Source organism: Streptomyces sp. NPDC015130, assembly GCF_043080005.1.
GTDB lineage: Bacteria > Actinomycetota > Actinomycetes > Streptomycetales > Streptomycetaceae > Streptomyces.
Genome location: NZ_JBIBVC010000008.1, coordinates 66,163 through 86,157 on the forward strand (window position 1 = coordinate 66,163; position 19,995 = coordinate 86,157).

Below are 19,995 nucleotides of genomic sequence, written 5' to 3' on the forward strand. Positions count from 1 at the left end.
AGCCCGACTCCACGAGCCCGACTCCACGAGCCCGACTCCACGAGCCCGACTCCACGAGCCCGACTCCACGAGCCCGACTCCACGAGCCCGACTCCACGAGCCCGACTCCGCGAGTCCCGTTCCACCACGCCCGTTCCACCACGCCCGTTCCACGACTTCGGAGGCAGACACCAATGCGTCGTCCCACGTTCCGTTCCTCGCCACGCCGCCGGCGGCATGGCGCGCCGGCGGCCCTCGCCCTGGCGGCACTCACCCTCACCACAGCCCCGGCCACGGCTACCCCGCCCGCGTCCGGCGGCCACTGCGCCCGTCTGGCCCACCTCCGGGTGCCGGGCGCCGAACACCAGCAGGCCGCCTGCCTGGACGAGCTGACCACGGCCGGAACGGTCGCCTCCGGCCACACCGACCCGGCCGACTGGGCGGGGCTCACCCCCAAGGACCTGGCCGTCCCCAGCGGAGTGCCCGGCATCCAGATCGACGGCTACTTCCCCGACACCTCCACCACCAACACCAACCACGGGTGGAAGCACGACGCCCAGTTCGTCATCCGCATGCCCGACCGGTGGAACGGCGGCCTCGTGATCGCCGGCACCCCCGGCAACCGCGAGCAGTACGCCAACGACCGGGCCATCGCCGACTGGGTGCTCGCCCGCGGTTACGCGTACGCCGCCACCGACAAGGGCAACACCGGGCTCGCCTTCCACCGGGACGGCGACGCCCCCGGTGACGCGATGGCCGAGTGGAACGACCGGGTCACCGAGCTCACCCGTGCGGCCCGTGCCACGATCGCCCAGCGGTACCACCGCCCGCCGTCCCGCACCCTGGTCACCGGCATGTCCAACGGCGGCTACCTGGTCCGCTGGCAGCTGGAGAACCACCCCGAGCTCTACGACGGGGGAGTCGACTGGGAGGGCACCCTCTGGCGGGCCGACGGCCCGAACCTGCTGGACTTCCTGCCCCCGACCCTGCGCGCCTACCCGAAATACGTCGCCGGCGGCGAGGGCGCGGACGCGGCCCGCGCGGAGATGCACGCCGCGGGGTTCCCCGCCGGGTCCGAGTTCCTGTGGCCGTACCACCACAAGGTCTACTGGGACCTCACCCAGCGCATCTACCGCGAGGAGCTGGACCCGGGCTACGACGGGGCGACCGAGGCGGGCACCCCGTACTGCGCCACGGGCACGCCCGGCTGCGACGCCGACTACGACTACGCGTCCCGCCCCGACGAGGTCCGGCGGGCGGTCGAGCGGATCGCCCTGACCGGACGCATCGGCAAGCCCCTGATGACCCTGCACGGCACGCTCGACGCCCTGCTTCCCATCGGCCGGGACTCCGACGTGTACGCGCGGATGGTGCGCGAGGCGGGCCGCGGCGGGCTGCACCGCTACTACCGCATCGAGGGCGGCACCCACGCGGACTCCCTGGTCGACGCGTTCCCGGACCGGCTCAGGCCCCTCACGCCGTGCCACCGCACCGCCTTCACGGCCCTGGAGGACTGGCTGAGGAAGGGGCAGCGGCCGCCCGTATCGGGCACCGTCGCCCTGCCCGCCGGCCAGGACCCCGTGACCCTGGCGAACACCTGCTCCCTGGACACGCGGAAGCCCACCGGCACCCGGCCCTGACCGCCTGCACCGCTCCCGGTCCTGACCGCCGTCCCGTCCCGCCACGACCAGTGCCTCCGTGTGCCGCCCTCCTATGGTGGTCGTCCCTATGGATCTGCCTCTCTTTATGGTGGGCGCATCCATGGGTCAGGGCCCGGGCTCTCCCTACTGTTTCCGGCCATGACGCATACATTTCCCACCCCGGACCCGCTGCCGTCACCCGCTGCCGCGACCGAGCTGAGCGGGCGCACCGCACTGGTCACGGGCGGCGGCAGTGGCATCGGCCGGGCCTGCGTCCTCGCCCTGGCGCAGGCAGGGGCCTTCGTCCACGTGGTCGACCGGGACGGCGACTCGGCCAAGGCCGTCGCCGAGCTCGTCGGCGGCCGGGCGCAGGTGGCCGACCTCGCCGACCCGGACGCCATCGGCCTCCTGCCGGCCGAGATCGACATCCTCGTCAACAACGCGGGCCTCCAGCACGTCGCCCCGCTCACGGAGTTCCCGCCGGACCGGTTCGAGCTGATCCAGAAGGTGATGGTCACCGCCCCGTTCCTGCTGATGCGGAGGACCCTGCCGCACATGTACGCCCGCGGGTGGGGCCGTGTCGTCAACGTCTCCAGCGTCCACGGCCTGCGGGCGAGCGCCTTCAAGTCCGCGTACGTCACCGCCAAGCACGCCCTGGAGGGGCTGAGCAAGGTCGCCGCGCTCGAAGGCGCCCCGCACGGAGTCACCAGCAACTGCGTGAACCCGGGCTACGTCCGTACGCCGCTGGTCGAGGGCCAGGTCCGCGACCAGGCCGCCGCCCACGGCATCAGCGAGGGCGACGTCCTGACGAACGTGATGCTGGCCCGCTCGCCCGTCAAGCGGCTCCTGGAGGCCGAGGAGGTCGCCGCGGCCGTGCTGTGGCTGTGCGGCCCGCACTCCGGCTACCTGACAGGTGCCTCCCTGCCGCTCGACGGCGGCTGGACCGCGGGCTGACCCGCACCTTCCCCCGTACCGCTCCCGCCCCTTCGCGTACCACCCCCGTCCCGTCCGTTCGTGAAACCGGTGAATCCATGTCTGACGCCACCACCCAGTCGAGAAGCGGCATCGGCCGCATCGTCGGAGCGAGCCTGATCGGCACCACCATCGAGTGGTACGACTTCTTCCTGTACGGCTCCGCCGCCGCCCTCGTCTTCAACACCCTGTTCTTCCCCAGCGCCGACCCCCTGGTGGGCACGCTGATCGCCTTCATCACGTACGCCATCGGTTTCGCCGCCCGACCGCTCGGCGGCATCGTCTTCGGGCACTTCGGGGACAAGGTCGGACGCAAGAAGCTCCTGGTGCTGAGCCTCCTGATGATGGGCGGCGCCACCTTCGCGATGGGCCTGCTGCCCACGTACGAGAACATCGGCGTCTGGGCGCCGATCCTGCTGACCGTGCTGCGACTGGTCCAGGGCTTCGCCCTGGGCGGCGAGTGGGGCGGCGCCGTCCTCATCGTCTCCGAGCACGGCGGCGACAGGCACCGCGGCTTCTGGGCCTCGTGGCCGCAGGCCGGCGCCCCGGGCGGCAACCTGCTCGCCACCGGCGTCCTGGCGCTGCTGGCCGCCGTCCAGTCGGAGGCCGACTTCCAGGCCTGGGGCTGGCGGATCCCGTTCCTGCTGTCCGGTCTCCTCGTGGTGATCGGCCTGTGGATCCGCGTCTCGGTCTCCGAGTCCCCGGTCTTCCTGGAGGCCCAGGCGAAGGCCGAGGCGGCCGCCGCCGCGGGCGTCAAGGAGGAGGCCCCGGTCGTCGAGGTGTTCCGGCGGAGCTGGCGCGAGGTGCTCTCGGCCATCGGCACCCGCTTCGGTGAGAACATCTCGTACTACATCCTCACCTCCTTCCTCCTCGTGTACGTCACGGTTCACCTGGAGCTGCCGAAGAGCACCGCGCTGAACGCCGTCCTCATCGGCTCGGCCGTCCACTTCGTCACCATCCCGCTGTGGGGCGCGCTCTCCGACCGCATCGGCCGCCGCCCGGTGACCCTGATCGGCTCCGCGGGCATGGCGATCTGGGCCTTCGTCTTCTTCGGTCTCGTCGACTCGAAGTCGTTCGTGGTGATCGTCCTGGCCGTCACCGCCGGCCTGCTGCTGCACGGCGCGATGTACGGGCCGCAGGCCGCGTTCATCTCCGAGATGTTCGACACCAAGGTCCGCTACTCCGGGGCCTCCATGGGCTCACAGCTCGCCTCCATCCTCGCCGGCGCCCTCGCCCCGATCATCGCGGTGGAGCTCCTCAAGGACTACGGCACCTCCACGCCCATCAGCATCTACCTCTGCGCGGCGGCCGTGGTCACCACCATCACGGTGGCCGTCACCAGGGAGACCCTCGGCCGCGACCTCAGCCGAGGACGGGACGAGACACAGGCCGAGGAGCCGTCCGCGGTCACCGCGGGCGACCGAGCCTAGGGCGTGTTGCGAAAGTCCCGCCTGCCCGACGGCGCCTGGCACGCACGCTCGCCGCGTTGTCGGGATCACCCCGATACATCCAGTATCGGGGCGACCCTCCGCCTTGCGATCGCACGCACCAGACGCCGTCGGGCCCGCCCTTCGGGCGGCCGGCGCTACTTTCGCAACACGCCCTAGCACCCCCCACCCAGCCTCAACGGGTCCCCGGCCGGGGCCCCGTAAGCCACCCCCTGGCCCGTCCGTGGCCCGCCCGGTCCGTCGTCGTCATGGGTGTGACGACGACGGACCGGGCGCGTCCACCGCAGAACCACCTGCCCGTACGACCGCGAGGAGGCCCCATGACCGCCGGTCGTCGAGCCGATGCCCGAACCCCTTCGCCCACCGAGACGGCCGCGCGCCGTGTGCTCGACCTGCTCGCCGCCGACTCCCCGGCCGAGGAGCTCGCACTCGAACCCGCGCGCTCGCGGGCCGGCGGCGCCGCCCCCGCGGACGTCGAGTGGATCGAGGAGACCACCGAGGTCGCCCTCTCGGTGCGGCGGGTGATCGACCAGTACCGGCGCCGGGAGGCGGAACTGGTGGCGCTGTTCGACACCGCCGGCGACCTGGCCCGGCTGCGGGACCTCGACGCCGTCCTGCGCGCGATCGTCCGCCGGGCCCGGGCGCTGCTCGGCTCGGACGTCGCCTACCTGACACTCAACGACCCGGTCGCGCACGACACGTTCATGCGGGTCACCGAGGGTTCCGTCTCGGCGGCCTTCCAGCAGCTGCGCCTGGGGATGGGGGAGGGCCTGGGCGGCCTCGTCGCGCAGACCGCCCGCCCGTACGCCAGCACGGACTACCACGCCGACCGCCGCTACCGGCACACCGGCACCATCGACGACGGGGTGTCCGAGGAAGGGCTGCGCGGCATCCTCGGCGTCCCCCTGCGCCTGGGCGAGGAGATCATCGGCGTCCTGTTCGCGGCGGACCGCACCCCGCGCGAGTTCACCCCCGACGCCATCGCCCTCCTCGGCTCGCTCGCCGACCACGCCGCCGTCGCCATCGACAGCGCCCGCCGGCTGGGGGAGACCCGTACCGCGCTCGCCCGGCTCGAAGCCGCCAACGCACGGGCCCACGCCCACAGCAAGGCCCTCCACCAGGCCTCCGACGCCCACGACCGACTGTCCAAGCTGGTCCTGCGCGGCGCCGGCACCGACGAGGTCGCCGCCGAGATCGCGGCGCTCCTCGGCGGCGGGTCGCCATCCACGACACCGACGGCAGCGAACTGGCCCGGGTCGGCACCGACCCGGTGGCGCCACCGCCCGCGAGCCTCGACGCCTCCCACACCGAGGGCCGCGCGGTCCACGCCGACGGCGTCTGGACCTGCGCCGTCCTCGCCGGAGCCGAACCACTGGGCGGCATCGTCCTGACCGGCCGCGCGGACCTCCCCGAGGCCGACCGGCGGCTGTTCGAACGCGCGGCGCTCGTCACCGCCATGCTCCTCCTGATCCGCCGCTCGGTCGCCGAGACCGAGGACCGCGTACGGGGCGAACTCCTCGACGACCTCCTCGCCGGCCCGGCCTCCTCGGCGCACTGGGACGGGGGCAGCCTCACCCTGCGCGCCCGACGCCTCGGGCTCGACCTCGCCCGCCCGCACGCCGTCGCCGTACTCGACTGCGAACCGGCCCTGCGTCCCCGGCTCGCCGCGGAGAACGCCCGCACCGCCCGTCGGCTCGGCGGCCTGGCCGGCACCCGCCACGGCAACACCGTCCTGCTCGCCCTCTCCGAACGGCCCGGCACGCTCGCGCGCGACCTCGCCGCCGACCTCGCCCGGATCATCGGCGCACCGGTGACCGTGGGCGCGGCCGGCCCCGGCACCGGCCCCGAGAACCACGCCGCGCTCCACGCCGAGGCCCTGCGCAGCCTCACCGCGCTCCACTCCCTCGGACGTACGGGCCAGGGCGCCGACATCGCCGAGCTCGGCTTCATCGGCGTCCTGCTCGGCGACCGCGCCGACATCGCCTCGTACGTCGACCGTGTCCTCGGCCCCGTCCTCGCCTACGACACCGAGCGCGGCACGGAACTCGTCCGCACCCTGCACGCCTACTACGACCAGGGATCGAGTCTGGCCCGCGCCAAGGACGCCCTGCACGTCCACGTGAACACCGTCGTCCAGCGCCTGGACCGCGTCGCCCAACTCCTCGGCCCCGACTGGAACACCCCGTCCAGCGCCCTGGAGCTCCACCTGGCGCTCCGCCTCCACCAGCTCTCCCGAGGAACGCCCAGGACGAAGTCCTGAACTCGTCGTTTCTATGGCAACGCGCGCCACATTGCGGCCCGGGGAAGTGGTGGGCCGACATGTGGGCCGGAGTCACCGCCGTTCATCAGGATGTCGCCATCTCACCCCCTTCCCCCTTCTGGAGATGCGCATGAGGATCGGACAGCGAAAGTCCGGACAGCGGACGTCCGGACAGATGAAATTCGGACAGATGAAATTCGGGCAGCTGAGGTTCGGGCAACTGAAGGTTGGACGGCTCCTCGTCGCCGGCCTGGCGGCCGTCGGACTCGCCGCGACGACGGTCGGCGGTGCGACAGCGGCCGTGCCCACGCCGACCCCGGGCGCGCTGCAGCAGTACGACATCAGCGCGACCTACGTCAGCGGGCTCTCGTCCGGCGGGTTCATGGCCAACCAGCTGCACGTCGCCTACTCCGACGTCTTCGAGGGCGCGGGCATCTTCTCGGCCGGCCCGTACGACTGCGCCCAGAACAGCGTCAGCACGGCCCAGTACGCGTGTATGGACACCTTCATGCCCCGCAAGACCCCGGCCCAGCTGGAGCAGTTGACCCGCGACCGGGCGGCGACCGGAAAGGTCGACGCGGTCGCCAACCTGGCGGGCGACAAGGTCTGGTTGTTCCACGGCACCAACGACACCACCGTCAAGGCGGCCGTGAACGACGACCTCGCGAGCTACTACCGCGACTTCGGCGCGAACGTGGTGTACGACAACACGTCCGCCGCGGGCCACGCCTGGGTCAGCCCGCTCGGCCCCAACTCCTGCTCCTCCACCAGCTCGCCGTACGTCAACAACTGCGGTGGCGACCCGGTGCGGGGCATGCTGACCCACCTGCTCGGCGGCGTGAACGCGGCGAGCACCTCCGCCCTGACCGGCAAGCTGGTCCGGTTCGACCAGAGCGCCTACGCCCCCGGCGGAAACGCCGGCGCGATCAGCATGGGCAACGAGGGCTTCGCCTACGTCCCCCAGTCCTGCCAGAGCGGCGCCTCCTGCAAGCTGATGGTCACCCTCCACGGCTGCTACCAGTACTTCGGTGTGGTCGGCAACGCCCTCATGGACAAGGCGTACCTCAACGAGTACGCCGACACCAACGACATGATCGTCCTCTACCCGCAGGCCACCACGATGACCGGCAACCCCCGTGGCTGCTGGGACTGGTGGGGGTACAAGTCGGCCGACTACGCGCAGAAGAGCGGCCCGCAGATGACGGCCGTGACCAACATGGCCAGGGCGCTCGGCGCGGGCTCGGCGAACCCCCCGGCCGGCCTGCCCGCCCCGACCGGCCTCACCGCCACCGCGACGACGGAGACGAGCGCCTCGCTGTCCTGGAACGCCGTCGCGGGCGCGGCCTCGTACGACGTGTACCGCGACGGAACCAAGGTCAACAGTGCTCCGGTCACGTCCACCACGTACACCGACACCGCCCTGACCGCCGCCACCACCTACTCCTACGCCGTGGCCGCGGTCGACGCCGCCGGGACCGTCGGCACCCGGTCCGGCACGGTCAATGCCACCACCACGGGATCCTCCCCGGTGTGCGTGACGGCCAGCAACTACGCCCACACCCAGGCCGGCCGGGCCCACCAGTCGGGCGGCTACGCCTATGCCAACGGCTCGAACCAGAACCTCGGCCTGTGGAACGTCCTGGCCTCCAGCACCCTCAAGGAGACCGCCCCGGGCTACTGGGTGAAGTGCTGACCAGCTCCGTCGGCAGCCGGACAGCCGCCTCGCCCGTGGTGCTCACGGGCGAGGCGGCCTACACGAGTCCCGGCTGCCCGGACTCGTTGAAGCGGTGGACCGACCGTCGCAACAGGTCGAGGAACTCGCCGAGGTCGTTCGTGATCCGGACGAACTCGCCGTCCGTGGAAGCGCGGAGCGAACGCCGGACGGCGCCGTCCGCGCCGAGCGCGTACAGGATCCCGCCGCCGTCGGAGCCGATCAACACGGCGGGGACGGCCCCGCCCACCTCGGGCAGCTCGACGCGCTCGTCGAGTGAGCGCCCATCCTCACATCTCGCCCGGTGCCTGGTGCCCGGGGGGCGTGACGGGCTCAGGCGGTGGCGTGCCGGATGTGCAGGTGTCCGTCGAGCGGGTAGGTGGGCGGCGCTGCGGGGAGGGTGCTGTCGAACTCGTACCCGCACTTCACCGCGACGCGGCAGGACGCCAGGTTGTCCTCCTGGTGGAGCAGCGTCAGGTGCTCCAGTCCCTCGGGCCGGAAGGTCTCCAGGGCCCAGGCGGTGAGCGCTTCGAGGGCCCGGGGGGCCACGCTGCGCCCGCGGGCCTGTGCCGCTGTCCAGTAGCCGACCTCGGCCGAGGGCTTGCCGGGCGCGACGTCCTTGAGGACGACGTTGCCGACCACCTGCCCGGTCGCCGTGTCGTCGCCCGGGGATTCGAGGACGGCGAAGCCGAACCGCGTACCCGCCGCCCATTTCTCCTCGTGGGCCCGCACCCACCACACCGCGTCCTCCTCGGCCTCCAGCGAGACGTTCGTCGACCCGCGGATACCGGGATCCCGGAAGTACTCGACCAGGGCCGGGACGTCCTCGACGCGCCACGGGCGCAGCACGAGAGCGGGTGCGGTCGGTGTCGTGGCGGCGTGGAGCGTGACAGAAGTGATCATCATCCGATCGTATGACGGACTCCGTCGTGGGGCAGGCGGACCGTGACGACAAGTCCCCCCGAGGGGCCGGGGACGAGGTCGAGGGAGCCGTGGTGGGCGCGGACGACGCTGTGCACGATGGCGAGACCGAGGCCGACACCGGCGTGTTCGTCGGTGCGCGCGCGGTCCGTTCCGCGCCGGAAGGGTTCGGTGAGAGTCGGCACCAGCTCCGAGGGGAGCGGCGGCCCCGTGTTCTCGACGCGGATCACGCTCGTGTCGCCCAGCGTCCCGGTGCGGACCGTCACGGTGCCGCCGGTCGGGAGGTTGTGGACGATCGCGTTCTGGACGAGGTTGGTCACCATCCGCAGCAGGAGCTCCTCGGAGCCGCCGGCCGGTGCCGCTCCGCCGGTGACGTCGAGGGTGATCCCGCGCTGTTCGGCGAGGGGAAGCAGGGTCTCGGCGGCCTCCTCGGCCACGAGGGAGAGGTCCACGTACTCGCGGGTGACGTTCCCCCGGTCGCTGCGACTGAGGAGGAGGAGCGCCTCGGTGAGGTCGATCGCGCGCGTGTTGACGGCCTGGAGTCGTTCGACGAGCTCGTCGCGGTCCCGTGCGGGGTCCCTGCGGGCGACGTCGAGCAGCGTCCGGGAGATGGCCAGGGGCGTGCGCAGCTCGTGCGAGGCGTTCGCGGCGAACCGCTGCTGCTCGGCGACGTGAGACGCGAGCTGTTCGAGCATGGTGTCGAAGGCGTCCGCGAGCTCGCGGAACTCGTCCTCCCGGCCTTCCATCCGGATCCGATGGGAGAGCGATCCCCGCCCCGCCGTCCGCGCCGCGGCGGTGATCCTGGTGAGCGGGGCGAGCATCCGGCCGGCGAGGAACCATCCCCCGACGAGGCCGAGCACGAGGAGGAAGGCCATGGCCGCGGCGGCGGCGGGGGCGAAGGTGCGCACGAGCAGGTAGCGGTTGGGGGAGACGCCCAGGAGGCCTTGGGAGTTGTCGGGGACGTAGCGCAGCAGGAAGCCCCACACGACGGCCATGAGGAGAGCGCCCGCGACGGTCAGGAACCCGGCGTAGCTGAGGGTGAGTCTCAGCCGGACGCTGAGCCCGGGTCGTCTACGCACGCGTGCCGCCGGTCCGGGGATCGGCACCGGAACCGGCACCCGCATCCGCACCCGCACTGGCGCTGTCCGCGGCACCGGTGCCCGGCTCGGTGGCGATGCGGTAGCCGACCCCCGGAACCGTCGCGATGGCCCACGGCTCACCGAGCCGTTTGCGCAGGGCGGAGACGGTGATGCGGACGGCGTTGGTGAAGGGGTCGGCGTTTCCGTCCCAGGCCCGTTCGAGCAGCTCTTCCGCGCTGACGATCCCGCCCTCGGCGGCGACCAGGACGTCGAGCACCGCGAACTGCTTGCGCGTGAGCGCGACGAAGCGGCCGTCGCGGTAGACCTCCCGGCGGAAGGGGTCGAGACGCAGGCCCGCGATCTCACGGACCGGGGGCCGGGCGTACGCGCGTCTGCGGTCGAGTGCCCTGAGCCGCAGGACGAGCTCCCGCAGGTCGAACGGTTTGGTGAGGTAGTCGTCGGCGCCGAGCTCGAACCCGGACGCCTTGTCGTCGATGCGGTCGGCGGCGGTGAGCATGAGGATCGGGATGCCGCTGCCGGAGGCGACGATGCGCCGGGCGACCTCGTCGCCGGAGGGGCCCGGGATGTCGCGGTCGAGGACCGCGAGGTCGTAGGAGTTGAGGGTGAGTAGTTCCAGGGCGGAGTCGCCGTCGCCGGCGATGTCGGCGGCGATCGCCTCCAGCCGGAGGCCGTCCCGGACGGCCTCGGCCAGGTACGGCTCGTCCTCCACGATCAGTACGCGCATGCCCGCAGCCTAGGCAGCAGGACGTATCGGCGACGTATGAGGAGTCCCGGTAGGCGACCACCACCGGCGCGACGCCAGCCCGGCCAGTACGGCGCCGGTGGCGTTGAGCAGTACGTCGTCCACGGAGGACACCCGGTCGAGCCGCAGCACGTACTGCGCGGTCTCGATCAGGACCGAGCAGCCCGCCCCGAGCGCCAGGAGCCGCGGCGCGGACGCCAGTGCCGCGAACCGTACCGGGGCGAAGAACCCGAGCGCCGCGAAGACCAGCAGGTTGCCGCCCAGACCCATCGGCCCCATCGTGACCAGGTCCCGCAGCGGGACCAGGCTCACCCGGGGAGGCACGACACCGGCCCCACCGCCCGGCATCATCGTCATCCACACGAACGGCGCCGTCCCGTGGACCATGCCCACCTCGGCCAGCGACTTCCGCCAGGCCCGCGCGACCCCGGCGGCGCGTCGGCGGCGCGCCAGGGCCCACACCACCAGCAAGGCCGGCGGCACCAGGGCCAGCGTCATGAGCACCACGCCGTTGAACGTGCCGAAGCAGATGCCCCACTGCCCGGTCCCGCACGCCGGAGCGGACATCATCAGCGGTCTGCGTACGGCGAACAGGGCGCTCGCCACGGCGAGGACGGCCGCCCCGAGGAAAAGGATCCTGCGGGTGCTGCGGGGCGGAGGCGAAGCCGTGATGCCGCCGGTGTCGAAGTCGTTCATGAGACCATGAGACACGGAGGACGGTAGCGACGGCGTATCCGATTCTCGATATGCCCGCGATACACGGAACACGGCACACGGAACACGGCACACGGAACGCGGTCCACGGAACGCGACACACGGCCCCCGATGTGTGCGCCGCCCCGAGGAACCCGTCCGACCCGTGAGGAATCCGGCCGGCCCGTGAGGAATCCGGCCCGGATTCGCCCCTCTCGATCAGCAGTAGTCTTCGATCATGGCCCTGACACCACAAGAGTTTCACGACCACGCCGCCACCGCCGCGGATCACGAACGGCGGCTTCCGCTGGCCCGTATGACGGGGTGGGAGATCAGCCCCTTCGAGCCGGACGGCCTGCGCGTCGCGCCATTGCGCCCGCCGGTCCTTCCCGAACCTCCGCGGCACGGCGAAGACCCGTCCGACTGCGATTCCTGCCGCAGCAAGGAAGAAGGAATCTGGTTCAACGACCGCTGGCGGCTCACCCGGATCGAGCGCGTCGGTGTGCCGCTCGTCCTGATGCTGCATCCCCTCGAACACTTCGACCTCGCGGACCTCCCCGACGACATGGCGGCCGAACTGGGCGTGCTCAGCACGCACATCGCCCGCCACGTCCAGGCGCTGCCCCACATCGCGCGGGCGCACGTCTACCGGATCGGGGACGGCGGCGCCCACCTGCACGTCTGGTTCTTCGCCCGCCCCGAGGGGCAGGCCCAGCTGTACGGGTCGTGGATGGTCATCTGGGACGACCTGCTGCCGGAATACCCGGCCGACGTCGCCGAGGCGGACGCGGCGATCGTGGCGGACGCCCTGGTCGCCTCGTACGGAGGCCGACGGTCGGTCGCCGACGACTGATCCGCCGGAGCGTGATCCCGCAGCCCCGCCTCGCCTGTCCGCATCGCGACAGGGAGGCGGGGCTGTTCTTTCTGTCGCTCATCCGGATATCCGAATCTCCTGTCGGACGTTGAGACGAAGATCGGTCGAATCGAGCATGCTCAAGCGAACTCAGTTGATGAACAAGACCAGTTGTTCCTGTGGGGCTCGATGGAAGTCCACCGACGGGCAGGCCGGTAAAACCCTTGGACGGCGCGAGTTCGCAAACGGAAAAATGCCCCTCCTGTCCACTTCGACAGGAAAGGCAAGGTTGATATGGGAAAGCCTGAATCGCGCAAGAGTTCGCCGAGCAAAGGCTCGGTGCTTCTCGCGCTCCGTTTCTACGGACGGGAGCTGGCCCGGCTCAAATGGTGGGCAGCGCCCGCCATGCTGCTTCCGGCACTCGGCAACATCGGAATCTTCTACATCGGGCCCCTGATCGTCGCCAAGGTCGTCGGCCGCATCTCGGGGGACTCCGACGGCGGCATCGGCCCGATGATGCCCTTCGTCCTCGGCTTCGCCGGCGTGCTGCTGTTCGCCGAAGCGCTGTGGCGGGTCGGTCTGCACTGTCTGAACCGTCTCGACGCCCTCGGCATCGAGCACCTGTACGTCATCGGCATGGACGCGCTCTTCGCCAAGGACGCCGCCTTCTTCCACGACAACTTCGCCGGCTCGCTGACCAAGCGGGTCCTGAGCTTCGCCTCGCGCTTCGAGGAGTTCGTGGACACCCTCACCTTCTCGGTGATGGGCAAGTTCGTACCCCTGATCTTCGCGTCGGTGGTGCTGTGGACGTACGAACCCCTCCTCGTCGTCGGGCTCCTGACGATGATCGCGGTCACGTCCCTCTGCGTACGTCCCCTGATCCGTCGCCGTCAGGCGCTCGTCGACGAGCGGGAGGAGGCGATCGCCCGTGTGTCGGGCCACGTCGCCGACAGCCTGATGAACATGGACACGGTCCGCTCGTTCGCCGCCGAGGACCGCGAGGCCGCCGAACACCGCGCCCGCTGCGCCGAATCGCGCCGCCTCATGCTGCGCTCGTGGGACTACGGCAACCTGCGCATCGACACCCTGATCGCACCGATGTCCGTGCTGACCAATGTCCTCGGCCTGTTCCTCGCGCTCTCGCTCGGCGCGCAGAAGCACGGCGTCGAGGCCGTCGTCGTCGCCTTCACCTACTACTCCAACGCCACACGGATCATGTTCGAGTTCAACCAGATCTACCGCCGTCTGGAAAGCTCCATGACCGAGGCCGCGCAGTTCACCGAACTGCTGCTGACCTCGCCGACCGTACGGGACCCGGACGTGCCGGAGCCGCTCCTCTCCGACGGCGCGGACGTGCGCTTCGAGCGGGTGACCTTCGCCCACGCGGGTTCGAAGCCGCTCTTCGAGGGCCTCGAACTGGCCGTGCCCAGCGGGGCGAAGGTGGGATTCGTCGGACGCTCCGGCGGCGGCAAGACCACGCTCACCCGGCTGCTGCTGCGGATGACGGACATCGACGGGGGCCGGATCACGATCGGCGGCCAGGACATCAGCAGGCTGCGCCAGGCCGAACTGCGCAGCCTGATCGCCTACGTGCCGCAGGACCCGGCGATGTTCCACCGCACGCTGCGGGAGAACATCGCGTTCGCCCGCCCGGACGCCACCGACTCCGAGATCCGCTCCGCGGCCGAGGCGGCGCACGTCACGGAGTTCGTCGACATACTGCCCGACGGCTTCGACACGATGGTGGGGGAGCGCGGAGTGAAGCTCTCCGGGGGCCAGCGCCAGCGGGTCGCCCTCGCGCGGGCGATCCTGCGCGACGCACCGATCCTGCTGCTCGACGAGGCGACCAGCGCCCTGGACTCCGAGAGCGAGATCCTCGTACAGGACGCGCTCTGGCGCCTCATGGAAGGGCGGACCGCGCTCGTCGTCGCGCACCGGCTCAGCACGGTCGCCACCATGGACCGGCTCGTCGTCCTCGACAGCGGACGCATCGTCGAGCAGGGTACGCACCACGAACTGCTCGCCGCGGAGGGCGCGTACGCGAAGCTGTGGCAGCACCAGTCGGGCGGCTTCCTCGACGACACCACCGCGGCCGCGAAGGCCGAGCAGGTGTAGCCCTCATCGCCCCCTGACCCCGGCCGCGTGCACGTGGCCGTCCTCACGCCGTGCAGCCTCCTCGGCGAGTCTCCTCGGCCGGCTGCACGGCCCGCCACCCTCCCGCCCTCAGGCTCCAGGGCTCTCCTCGCCCTCCGGAAGCAGCTCCGGCATCCCTTCCACCAGCACCACGACGCCGACCACCTCGCCGGCTTCGGACCGGCCGACCCAGACGGGATGGGTGCCGTCCCCGGTCGTCGCGAAGGCCACCAGCTCGCCGCCGGACGCCCGGTCCCGGGTACGCAGCAGGTACATGGAGTCCTCGATGTGCTCGTACGCGTCCTGATCCAGGTCCGGGTCTCCCTGGATCAGGACCTTCTCGTAGAGCGTGAGGAGCGGCGGCCAGGCTCCGGCGTCGGCGAAGCAGCCCGTGGCACCGTCGGTCGTGAATCCGAAGATCCCGTTCTCCGGGAGCAGACGGGGGTCGTCGTGGGGCCCGGCGGCCATCTCCCAGGTCGCGGCGGGTGCGTCGCCGACGAGCACACGGACGGCCATGGTGTCCGTACGGGTGACCTGGCCGTTCGTCCACTCGCAGTGGTAGCTGTGGCGGGCCTGCGCCTCCTCCAGCACGTACTCACCCGGCGGGACGGGGACCGTGATGTGCGGGCCGTCGCCGTCGTCGTCCGGGCCGGAGACGGCCAGCAGCCCGCTGGGCACAGGCAGGACCCCGATCCGGCGCGGCTCCACGACCGTCATCTCGGGGTGGTACCCGTCGGTCACCCGCACACCGGGCCGGAACAGCTCCGTGAGCGGGCCGGGCTGCGCGGGGCGGGGCGGGCGCCAGCAGGTGGCCGGCGGGGCGCCGCCGGTGCCGTCGTCGGCCGTCAGGGTCGCCCCCGTCGCCGCCGTGAACACGGTGACCTCGAAGGCCGAGAGGTCCGTGAGCCCGTGGAGCTGCGCCGAGAGCAGGGGCCACTCCCCGAAGGCGGGCCGGTCCGTCCAGCGCTCGTCGTCGCCGAGCCTGGGCACGGTGACGGAGGCACCTCCCCGGCTGCCCCGGGGCTCCTCCGTGCGACTGCCCCGTCCGTCCGGGAAGAGCTCCACGGTGACGCGCGGACACGCCTCGTCGAATTCCGCCATCTCCGGGCCGGTGTAGCTCCAGGCGACGGTGTGCCGGTGCAGCAGCCGCGCAGGGTCGTCCAGCAGCCGCAGGTCCAGCGCGTGAGTGCGGCGGCCTTGCGCGTCGTAGACCCACAGCCCGACGTGGTGGTCCCGCCACGAGACGAGCCGTACCTCCAGCGGAGCCTCCCGGCCCTCCGTCCGGTACACGACCACGTAGGGCAGCCCGGCGGCATCCCGTTCACGCGCCTCCGCCACCGACATCGGCCCCCAGGGCGCCCGGTCCTCCAGGTCCCACGCCCGCGCGTACCCCACCTCGACGACCATGACCGCTCCCTGCTCCCACTCGCCTCCGTGCCGAGAGGCAACGTAGCCGCCCCCGGTGACAACGGCCCCACCGGGCTCGGGGGAGGAGCCCTCGCTCGACCGCCGGCGCGGCCATGACGTCGGAGCGCGGTGGTTTCCGGGGCAGGCGTGGCCGGTGCGCCGTAGCATGAGTTCCTTTGCGAATGAACACTTGTGACGAAGCGTCATTTCCGTGCGAAAGGACTCCGGTGACCTCGATACGCAGCGCTCTCGCCTTCCCCCTCGTCGCCGCTTCCCTGGCCCTGGCCGTCCCGGCGGCCTCGGCGACAGGGACGAACACGAACACGAACACGGCCACCGTCTCCGTCTCCGTCGAGGAGGCACGGCTCGACAGGGCCGCGCCCCAGGAGATCCTCAGGCGCAGTGGATTCGCCTCCCTGGCGCCGGAGTTCGCCGCCGCCCTCTCGGGCGCCGACTCCTTCGCCGAGGCCGAGAGGACGGTCGCCCGGTACGGATCGGGACTCTGGCGGCGGGCCGTGGACCGGGCCCAGGGCCGCGGGAGCGCGGGAGGCGACCTCTCGCGGGACGACGACCGGCCCCTGTACTGGTCGCGCCTCGCGCTCACCCGGGAGCTCCGCTCCTGGAACCCCGACTTCAGGATCACCGAGGAGGGCAGGACCCGGCTGCTCGACCGGCTCGAACGCTCCTCCCGAGGCCAGGACTCGATCCGCCACCCGGCCGGGAAGGGAGTGAAGCGCATCCTGCTGACCGGATTCGACCCGTTCACGCTCGACCGGGACGTCCGGATCAGCAACCCCTCCGGAGCCACGGCGCTCGCCCTGGACGGCACCTGGCTGCGCACCGCCGACGGCTCCCTCGCCCGGGTCGAGACGGCCGTCTTCCCCGTCCGCTGGGCGGACTTCGCCGACGGCACGGTCGAGCGGACGCTGCGCCCGCACCTGCCCAAGCTGGACCTTTTCACCACCGTGAGCCAGGGCCGGCCCGGTCGCTTCGACATCGAGCGGACCAACGGAGCCTGGCGCGGCGGCTTCCCCGACAACGAGAACCTGTCCCGTACGGAGACCGTGCCCGTCGCCGATCCGGCCACGCAGCCCCAGTGGACGTCGACGACCCTGCCGTACACGGCGATCACGGCGGCCTCCACCGGGCGGTTCCCCGTGTACGACAACACGTCGGTGACCGAACTGCCGGCCGGTGCGGACACTCCCGTGGTCCGCCCCGACGGACCCACGCCCGGCTCCGCGGCCCGGGCGGGCGGCGGCGGGAACTACCTGTCCAACGAGATCGCCTACCGGGCCACCCTGCTGCGCGACCGCCTCGGCCTGACACGGCTGCCCGGCGGCCATGTGCACACGCCTGTCCTCCAGTTCGGTCCGGGGAACACCGACCCGGCGACGGGCGCGGTCACCGACCCGGAGTTCGTACGGAACCGGCTGGACATCATCGCCCAGGTGCGGTCGATCGTCGCCGTGGCGGCAGCGTCCGCGCAGCGCTAGGGCGTGTTGCGAAAGTCCCGCCTGCCCGACGGCGCCTGGCACGCACGCTCGCCGCGTTGTCGGGATCACCCCGATACATCCAGTATCGGGGCGACCCTCCGCCTTGCGATCGCACGCACCAGACGTCGTCGGGCCCGCCCTTCGGGCGGCCGGCGCTACTTTCGCAACACGCCCTAGGCCCTGTCGTCGAACTCCCGCTGCTCCGCGACGACATGCACGCACTCTCGCCGCACCGGGCGGAGGCACTGCCGGGAGCAGGCCGACGCCCGCCGAGCGGATCTCGGCGGGCGTCGGCCGACGTGGCAGGCGCCGGACGGAAAGCGGTCAGGCAGCGCGTGCCGGCGGCCAGCCGCCGTAGGGCACGGTGATGAGCTCCATGGCGTGGCCGGCCGGGTCCATGAAGTAGACCCCGCGTCCGCCGTCGTGGTGATTGACGGCGCCGGGGTGCTGCCGGTGCGGGTCGGCGTAGTGCTCGATGCCGTCCCGCGTGATGCGCGCGTAGGCCGCGTCGAACTCCGCCTCCGAGATCAGGAAGGCGTAGTGCTGCGGGGTGATCTTGTCCGCGGGAATGGTCGCGAAGTCCAGTGTGACGCCGTTGCTCAGTTCGACCGCGATGAACGGTCCCCACTCCGCGGTGATCTCCAGGTCCAGCAGTTGCGCGAAGAACTCCGCGGACTCCCGGTTGTCCCGGGCGTGAACGATCGTGTGATTCAACTCGACTGACAAGGAATGCCTCCGAAGGCATCTCCTGACACCTCCATGCCTCACCCGGTCGGTGACCGGCACGCGATGTCGCCGTACAGCTTAGTAGGATCTTCGGCGCGGCGTCGAGTGATCCTCGCCGGACCCACGGCGTACGGCCTCCCCGGTCCGGCCGGACCCACGGCGTACGGCCTCCCCGGTCCGGCCCGGCGACGGCCGTGACGTGCGCGGCGCACTCCGGCATAGGAGCCTGGTGGTGTGGCCAAGGCACACAAGGCGGCGACCGACGCGCACCGGCGGAGCTGGCTGAGCGGGGCCCCGCCGCCCCGCTGGGTGCGGGTCCTGCCCGTGCTGCTGCTCGTCGGCGTCGCAGTCGCCTCGGTCACCGACTCCGTCCCGCTCGACATCGGTTTCCTGCTCGGCGCGGTGCCCCCGCTGGCCGTCCTGGCCTACGGACCGTGGGCCACCGCCCTGCTCGGCGCCGCGACGATCGCACTGCTGACCGTTCCCGTCTTCAACCTCGACCGCCCCGGGAACACCGACCTCATCACCCTGGGTTTCGTCGCCTCCCTGAGCGTCTTCGTCTCCTTCGTCCGCGGGCGCCGGGACGAGCAGCTCGACCTGGAACGCACGGTGGCCGAGACGGCGCAGCGGGCCATCGTCCCCGACGTACGGCGCCGGGTCGGGCCCGTGCGCTGCGCGAGCCTCTACCGCGCCGCCGAGCGCGGCACCCTGGTGGGCGGCGACTTCTTCGACGTGCGGACCGGACCCCGCGGCGTGCGGGCCGTCCTCGGCGACGTACAGGGGCACGGTCTGTCGGCCGTCGCGACGGTCGCCTCCGTCCTGGGGGCGTTCCGCGAGGCCGTGCTGGACGACGTGGACGCGGAGGCGATCGCGGCGCGGCTGGACCGCAGGCTCGTCGTCGACTCGGCGCGCACGGAGCACGCGGAACTCTTCGCCACGGCCGTCCTGCTGGACTTCGCGCCGCAAGGACGGGAGGTCCGGATGCTGGCCTGCGGCCACCCGCCGCCGATCCTGCTGCGCGGCGGAGCCGTGAGCACCCTGGAGGTCGACCCCGGACCGCCCCTCGGACTGGGCCTCGCCGGCGTCATGCCGGGAACCGCCGCCACGGCCTCGCTGCTGCCCGGGGACCGGCTGCTCCTGGCCTCGGACGGAGTCCTGGAGGCACGGGACGCGTCCGGTGCCTTCTACCCCTTCGTCGAGCGTCTCGCCCGTATGACCGGAGTCGGCCTGGACCAGCTGCCCGACGAGATCTGGGCCGACCTGAGCGGCTTCAGCCCCAAGATCCAGGACGACGTCACCCTGCTGATCCTCACCCTGGACCCCGCCGGACCGGACTGACGGATCACCGCACCAGTTCGGAGGCCAGCAGGTCCATGAGCAGCCCGTCGTGCCAGCCGCCGTCCGCGTCCCGCTCGTACTGCCGCATCACGCCGACGGGCCGGAAGCCCGCCTTCTCGTAGCAGCGGATCGCGGCGAGGTTGTCGGCCGCCGGGTCGATCACGAGCCGGTGGTGGCCGACGTCGTCGACCAGATGGCGGGCGAGGGTGCGGACGGCGTCGGTGCCGAGGCCCTTCCCGTGCACCGAGGGGTCGAGGAACAGGTCGATGCCGGCGTGCCGGTAGTCCGGTTCCTCCTCGGCGTACCACTGGATCATTCCGACGATCCGGTCGTGGTGGAGCACCGTCAGGCAGTGGGTGTCCGGATCCGCGAGGTCGGCCGCCACCTCCGCCGCCATGTCGTCCCCGCCGCGCCACCGCGCCCTGACCTCGGGGGTGGTCCGGATGGCCGCCAGGGCGGAGACGTCCCCGGGGCCGGAAGGGCGCAGGACCACACTCGCGCCGCGCAACTCGTTCATGCGCCCCAGCCTGCCCCGGGGACCGCCCGCAGGGCCACACGGTTTTGCGGCGATCCACC

General features: G+C 71.8%; 16 protein-coding genes and 1 pseudogene. 9 read left to right on the top strand and 8 right to left on the bottom strand.

The features are described from left to right. Positions 1–173: 173 nt before the first annotated feature. From ACF08F_RS18665 to ACF08F_RS18685, 5 genes and pseudogenes are all read left to right on the top strand, one after another. Positions 174–1,619, top strand: coding sequence for a tannase/feruloyl esterase family alpha/beta hydrolase (locus ACF08F_RS18665; RefSeq protein ID WP_392299603.1), 1,446 nt, complete (start codon positions 174–176; stop codon positions 1,617–1,619). Between the two features lie 159 nt (positions 1,620–1,778). Further along, positions 1,779–2,573, top strand: a complete 795-nt coding sequence (locus tag ACF08F_RS18670) for a 3-hydroxybutyrate dehydrogenase (RefSeq protein ID WP_392299604.1) — start codon at positions 1,779–1,781, stop codon at positions 2,571–2,573. Positions 2,574–2,650: 77 nt separating this feature from the next. After that, positions 2,651–4,021, top strand: coding sequence for an MFS transporter (locus tag ACF08F_RS18675; protein WP_392299605.1), 1,371 nt, complete (start codon positions 2,651–2,653; stop codon positions 4,019–4,021). Positions 4,022–4,359: 338 nt separating this feature from the next. Continuing rightward, positions 4,360–6,299, top strand: a pseudogene (locus tag ACF08F_RS18680) (helix-turn-helix domain-containing protein). 190 nt (positions 6,300–6,489) lie between these two features. Further along, a complete protein-coding gene (locus ACF08F_RS18685) occupies positions 6,490–7,992 on the top strand; it encodes a fibronectin type III domain-containing protein (protein WP_392299606.1) in 1,503 nt (500 codons plus the stop codon). A 58-nt stretch (positions 7,993–8,050) separates the two neighbouring features. On the opposite strand, the gene ACF08F_RS18690 is transcribed toward ACF08F_RS18685, so the two are convergent. From ACF08F_RS18690 to ACF08F_RS18710, 5 genes are all read right to left on the bottom strand, one after another. After that, positions 8,051–8,239 carry a hypothetical protein gene (locus ACF08F_RS18690; RefSeq protein WP_392299607.1) on the bottom strand — a complete coding sequence of 63 codons (189 nt, stop codon included), beginning with the start codon at positions 8,237–8,239 and terminating at the stop codon, positions 8,051–8,053. Positions 8,240–8,343: 104 nt separating this feature from the next. Further along, positions 8,344–8,913: a GNAT family N-acetyltransferase gene (locus ACF08F_RS18695; RefSeq protein ID WP_392299608.1), complete on the bottom strand. Its 570-nt coding sequence runs from the start codon at positions 8,911–8,913 to the stop codon at positions 8,344–8,346. Then, positions 8,913–10,010: a sensor histidine kinase gene (locus ACF08F_RS18700; protein WP_392299609.1), complete on the bottom strand. Its 1,098-nt coding sequence runs from the start codon at positions 10,008–10,010 to the stop codon at positions 8,913–8,915. The genes ACF08F_RS18695 and ACF08F_RS18700 overlap by 1 nt, the downstream gene beginning before the upstream one ends. Continuing rightward, positions 10,003–10,755, bottom strand: coding sequence for a response regulator transcription factor (locus ACF08F_RS18705; RefSeq protein WP_392299610.1), 753 nt, complete (start codon positions 10,753–10,755; stop codon positions 10,003–10,005). The genes ACF08F_RS18700 and ACF08F_RS18705 overlap by 8 nt, the downstream gene beginning before the upstream one ends. Positions 10,756–10,764: 9 nt before the next feature. Continuing rightward, positions 10,765–11,469 (bottom strand): VanZ family protein, encoded by a 705-nt coding sequence (locus tag ACF08F_RS18710; protein WP_392299611.1) that lies wholly within the window; start codon positions 11,467–11,469, stop codon positions 10,765–10,767. A 313-nt stretch (positions 11,470–11,782) separates the two neighbouring features. Between ACF08F_RS18710 and ACF08F_RS18715 the strand changes: the two genes are divergently transcribed. Beyond that, positions 11,783–12,319, top strand: a complete 537-nt coding sequence (locus ACF08F_RS18715) for a hypothetical protein (RefSeq protein WP_392299612.1) — start codon at positions 11,783–11,785, stop codon at positions 12,317–12,319. 294 nt (positions 12,320–12,613) lie between these two features. Beyond that, entirely contained in the window at positions 12,614–14,434 is a 1,821-nt protein-coding gene (locus ACF08F_RS18720; RefSeq protein ID WP_392299613.1) for an ABC transporter ATP-binding protein, read from the top strand. Positions 14,435–14,542: 108 nt separating this feature from the next. Here the strand turns inward: ACF08F_RS18720 and ACF08F_RS18725 are convergent, their stop codons facing one another. Then, the gene (locus tag ACF08F_RS18725) at positions 14,543–15,859 is read right to left on the bottom strand and encodes a DUF4241 domain-containing protein (protein ID WP_392299614.1); all 1,317 of its coding nucleotides are present in this window, start codon (positions 15,857–15,859) and stop codon (positions 14,543–14,545) included. A gap of 227 nt (positions 15,860–16,086) precedes the next feature. On the opposite strand from ACF08F_RS18725, the gene ACF08F_RS18730 reads away from it, so the two are divergent. After that, on the top strand, positions 16,087–17,355 hold the full coding sequence (locus ACF08F_RS18730; RefSeq protein ID WP_392299615.1) for a pyroglutamyl peptidase: 1,269 nt from the start codon (positions 16,087–16,089) through the stop codon (positions 17,353–17,355). 324 nt (positions 17,356–17,679) lie between these two features. On the opposite strand, the gene ACF08F_RS18735 is transcribed toward ACF08F_RS18730, so the two are convergent. Then, a complete protein-coding gene (locus ACF08F_RS18735) occupies positions 17,680–18,081 on the bottom strand; it encodes a VOC family protein (protein ID WP_392299616.1) in 402 nt (133 codons plus the stop codon). A gap of 234 nt (positions 18,082–18,315) precedes the next feature. Here ACF08F_RS18735 and ACF08F_RS18740 point away from each other — a divergent pair, with 234 nt between their 5' ends. Continuing rightward, a complete protein-coding gene (locus tag ACF08F_RS18740; RefSeq protein WP_392299617.1) occupies positions 18,316–19,419 on the top strand; it encodes a PP2C family protein-serine/threonine phosphatase in 1,104 nt (367 codons plus the stop codon). A gap of 4 nt (positions 19,420–19,423) precedes the next feature. Here the strand turns inward: ACF08F_RS18740 and ACF08F_RS18745 are convergent, their stop codons facing one another. Further along, complete coding sequence (locus ACF08F_RS18745; protein WP_392299618.1) at positions 19,424–19,936, bottom strand: GNAT family N-acetyltransferase; 513 nt, start codon at positions 19,934–19,936, stop codon at positions 19,424–19,426. Between the last annotated feature and the right edge of the window lie 59 nt (positions 19,937–19,995).

Bases quoted from the DNA above. Each gene is read 5' to 3' on its own strand.
- ACF08F_RS18720 (WP_392299613.1), top strand. From the start codon at position 12,614: ATGGGAAAGCCTGAATCGCGCAAGAGTTCGCCGAGCAAAGGCTCGGTG.
- ACF08F_RS18695 (WP_392299608.1), bottom strand. From the start codon at position 8,913: ATGATCACTTCTGTCACGCTCCACGCCGCCACGACACCGACCGCACCC.
- ACF08F_RS18665 (WP_392299603.1), top strand. From the start codon at position 174: ATGCGTCGTCCCACGTTCCGTTCCTCGCCACGCCGCCGGCGGCATGGC.
- ACF08F_RS18685 (WP_392299606.1), top strand. From the start codon at position 6,490: ATGAAATTCGGGCAGCTGAGGTTCGGGCAACTGAAGGTTGGACGGCTC.
- ACF08F_RS18715 (WP_392299612.1), top strand. From the start codon at position 11,783: ATGACGGGGTGGGAGATCAGCCCCTTCGAGCCGGACGGCCTGCGCGTC.
- ACF08F_RS18725 (WP_392299614.1), bottom strand. From the start codon at position 15,859: ATGGTCGTCGAGGTGGGGTACGCGCGGGCGTGGGACCTGGAGGACCGG.
- ACF08F_RS18670 (WP_392299604.1), top strand. From the start codon at position 1,779: ATGACGCATACATTTCCCACCCCGGACCCGCTGCCGTCACCCGCTGCC.
- ACF08F_RS18745 (WP_392299618.1), bottom strand. From the start codon at position 19,936: ATGAACGAGTTGCGCGGCGCGAGTGTGGTCCTGCGCCCTTCCGGCCCC.
- ACF08F_RS18710 (WP_392299611.1), bottom strand. From the start codon at position 11,469: ATGAACGACTTCGACACCGGCGGCATCACGGCTTCGCCTCCGCCCCGC.
- ACF08F_RS18675 (WP_392299605.1), top strand. From the start codon at position 2,651: ATGTCTGACGCCACCACCCAGTCGAGAAGCGGCATCGGCCGCATCGTC.
- ACF08F_RS18705 (WP_392299610.1), bottom strand. From the start codon at position 10,755: ATGCGCGTACTGATCGTGGAGGACGAGCCGTACCTGGCCGAGGCCGTC.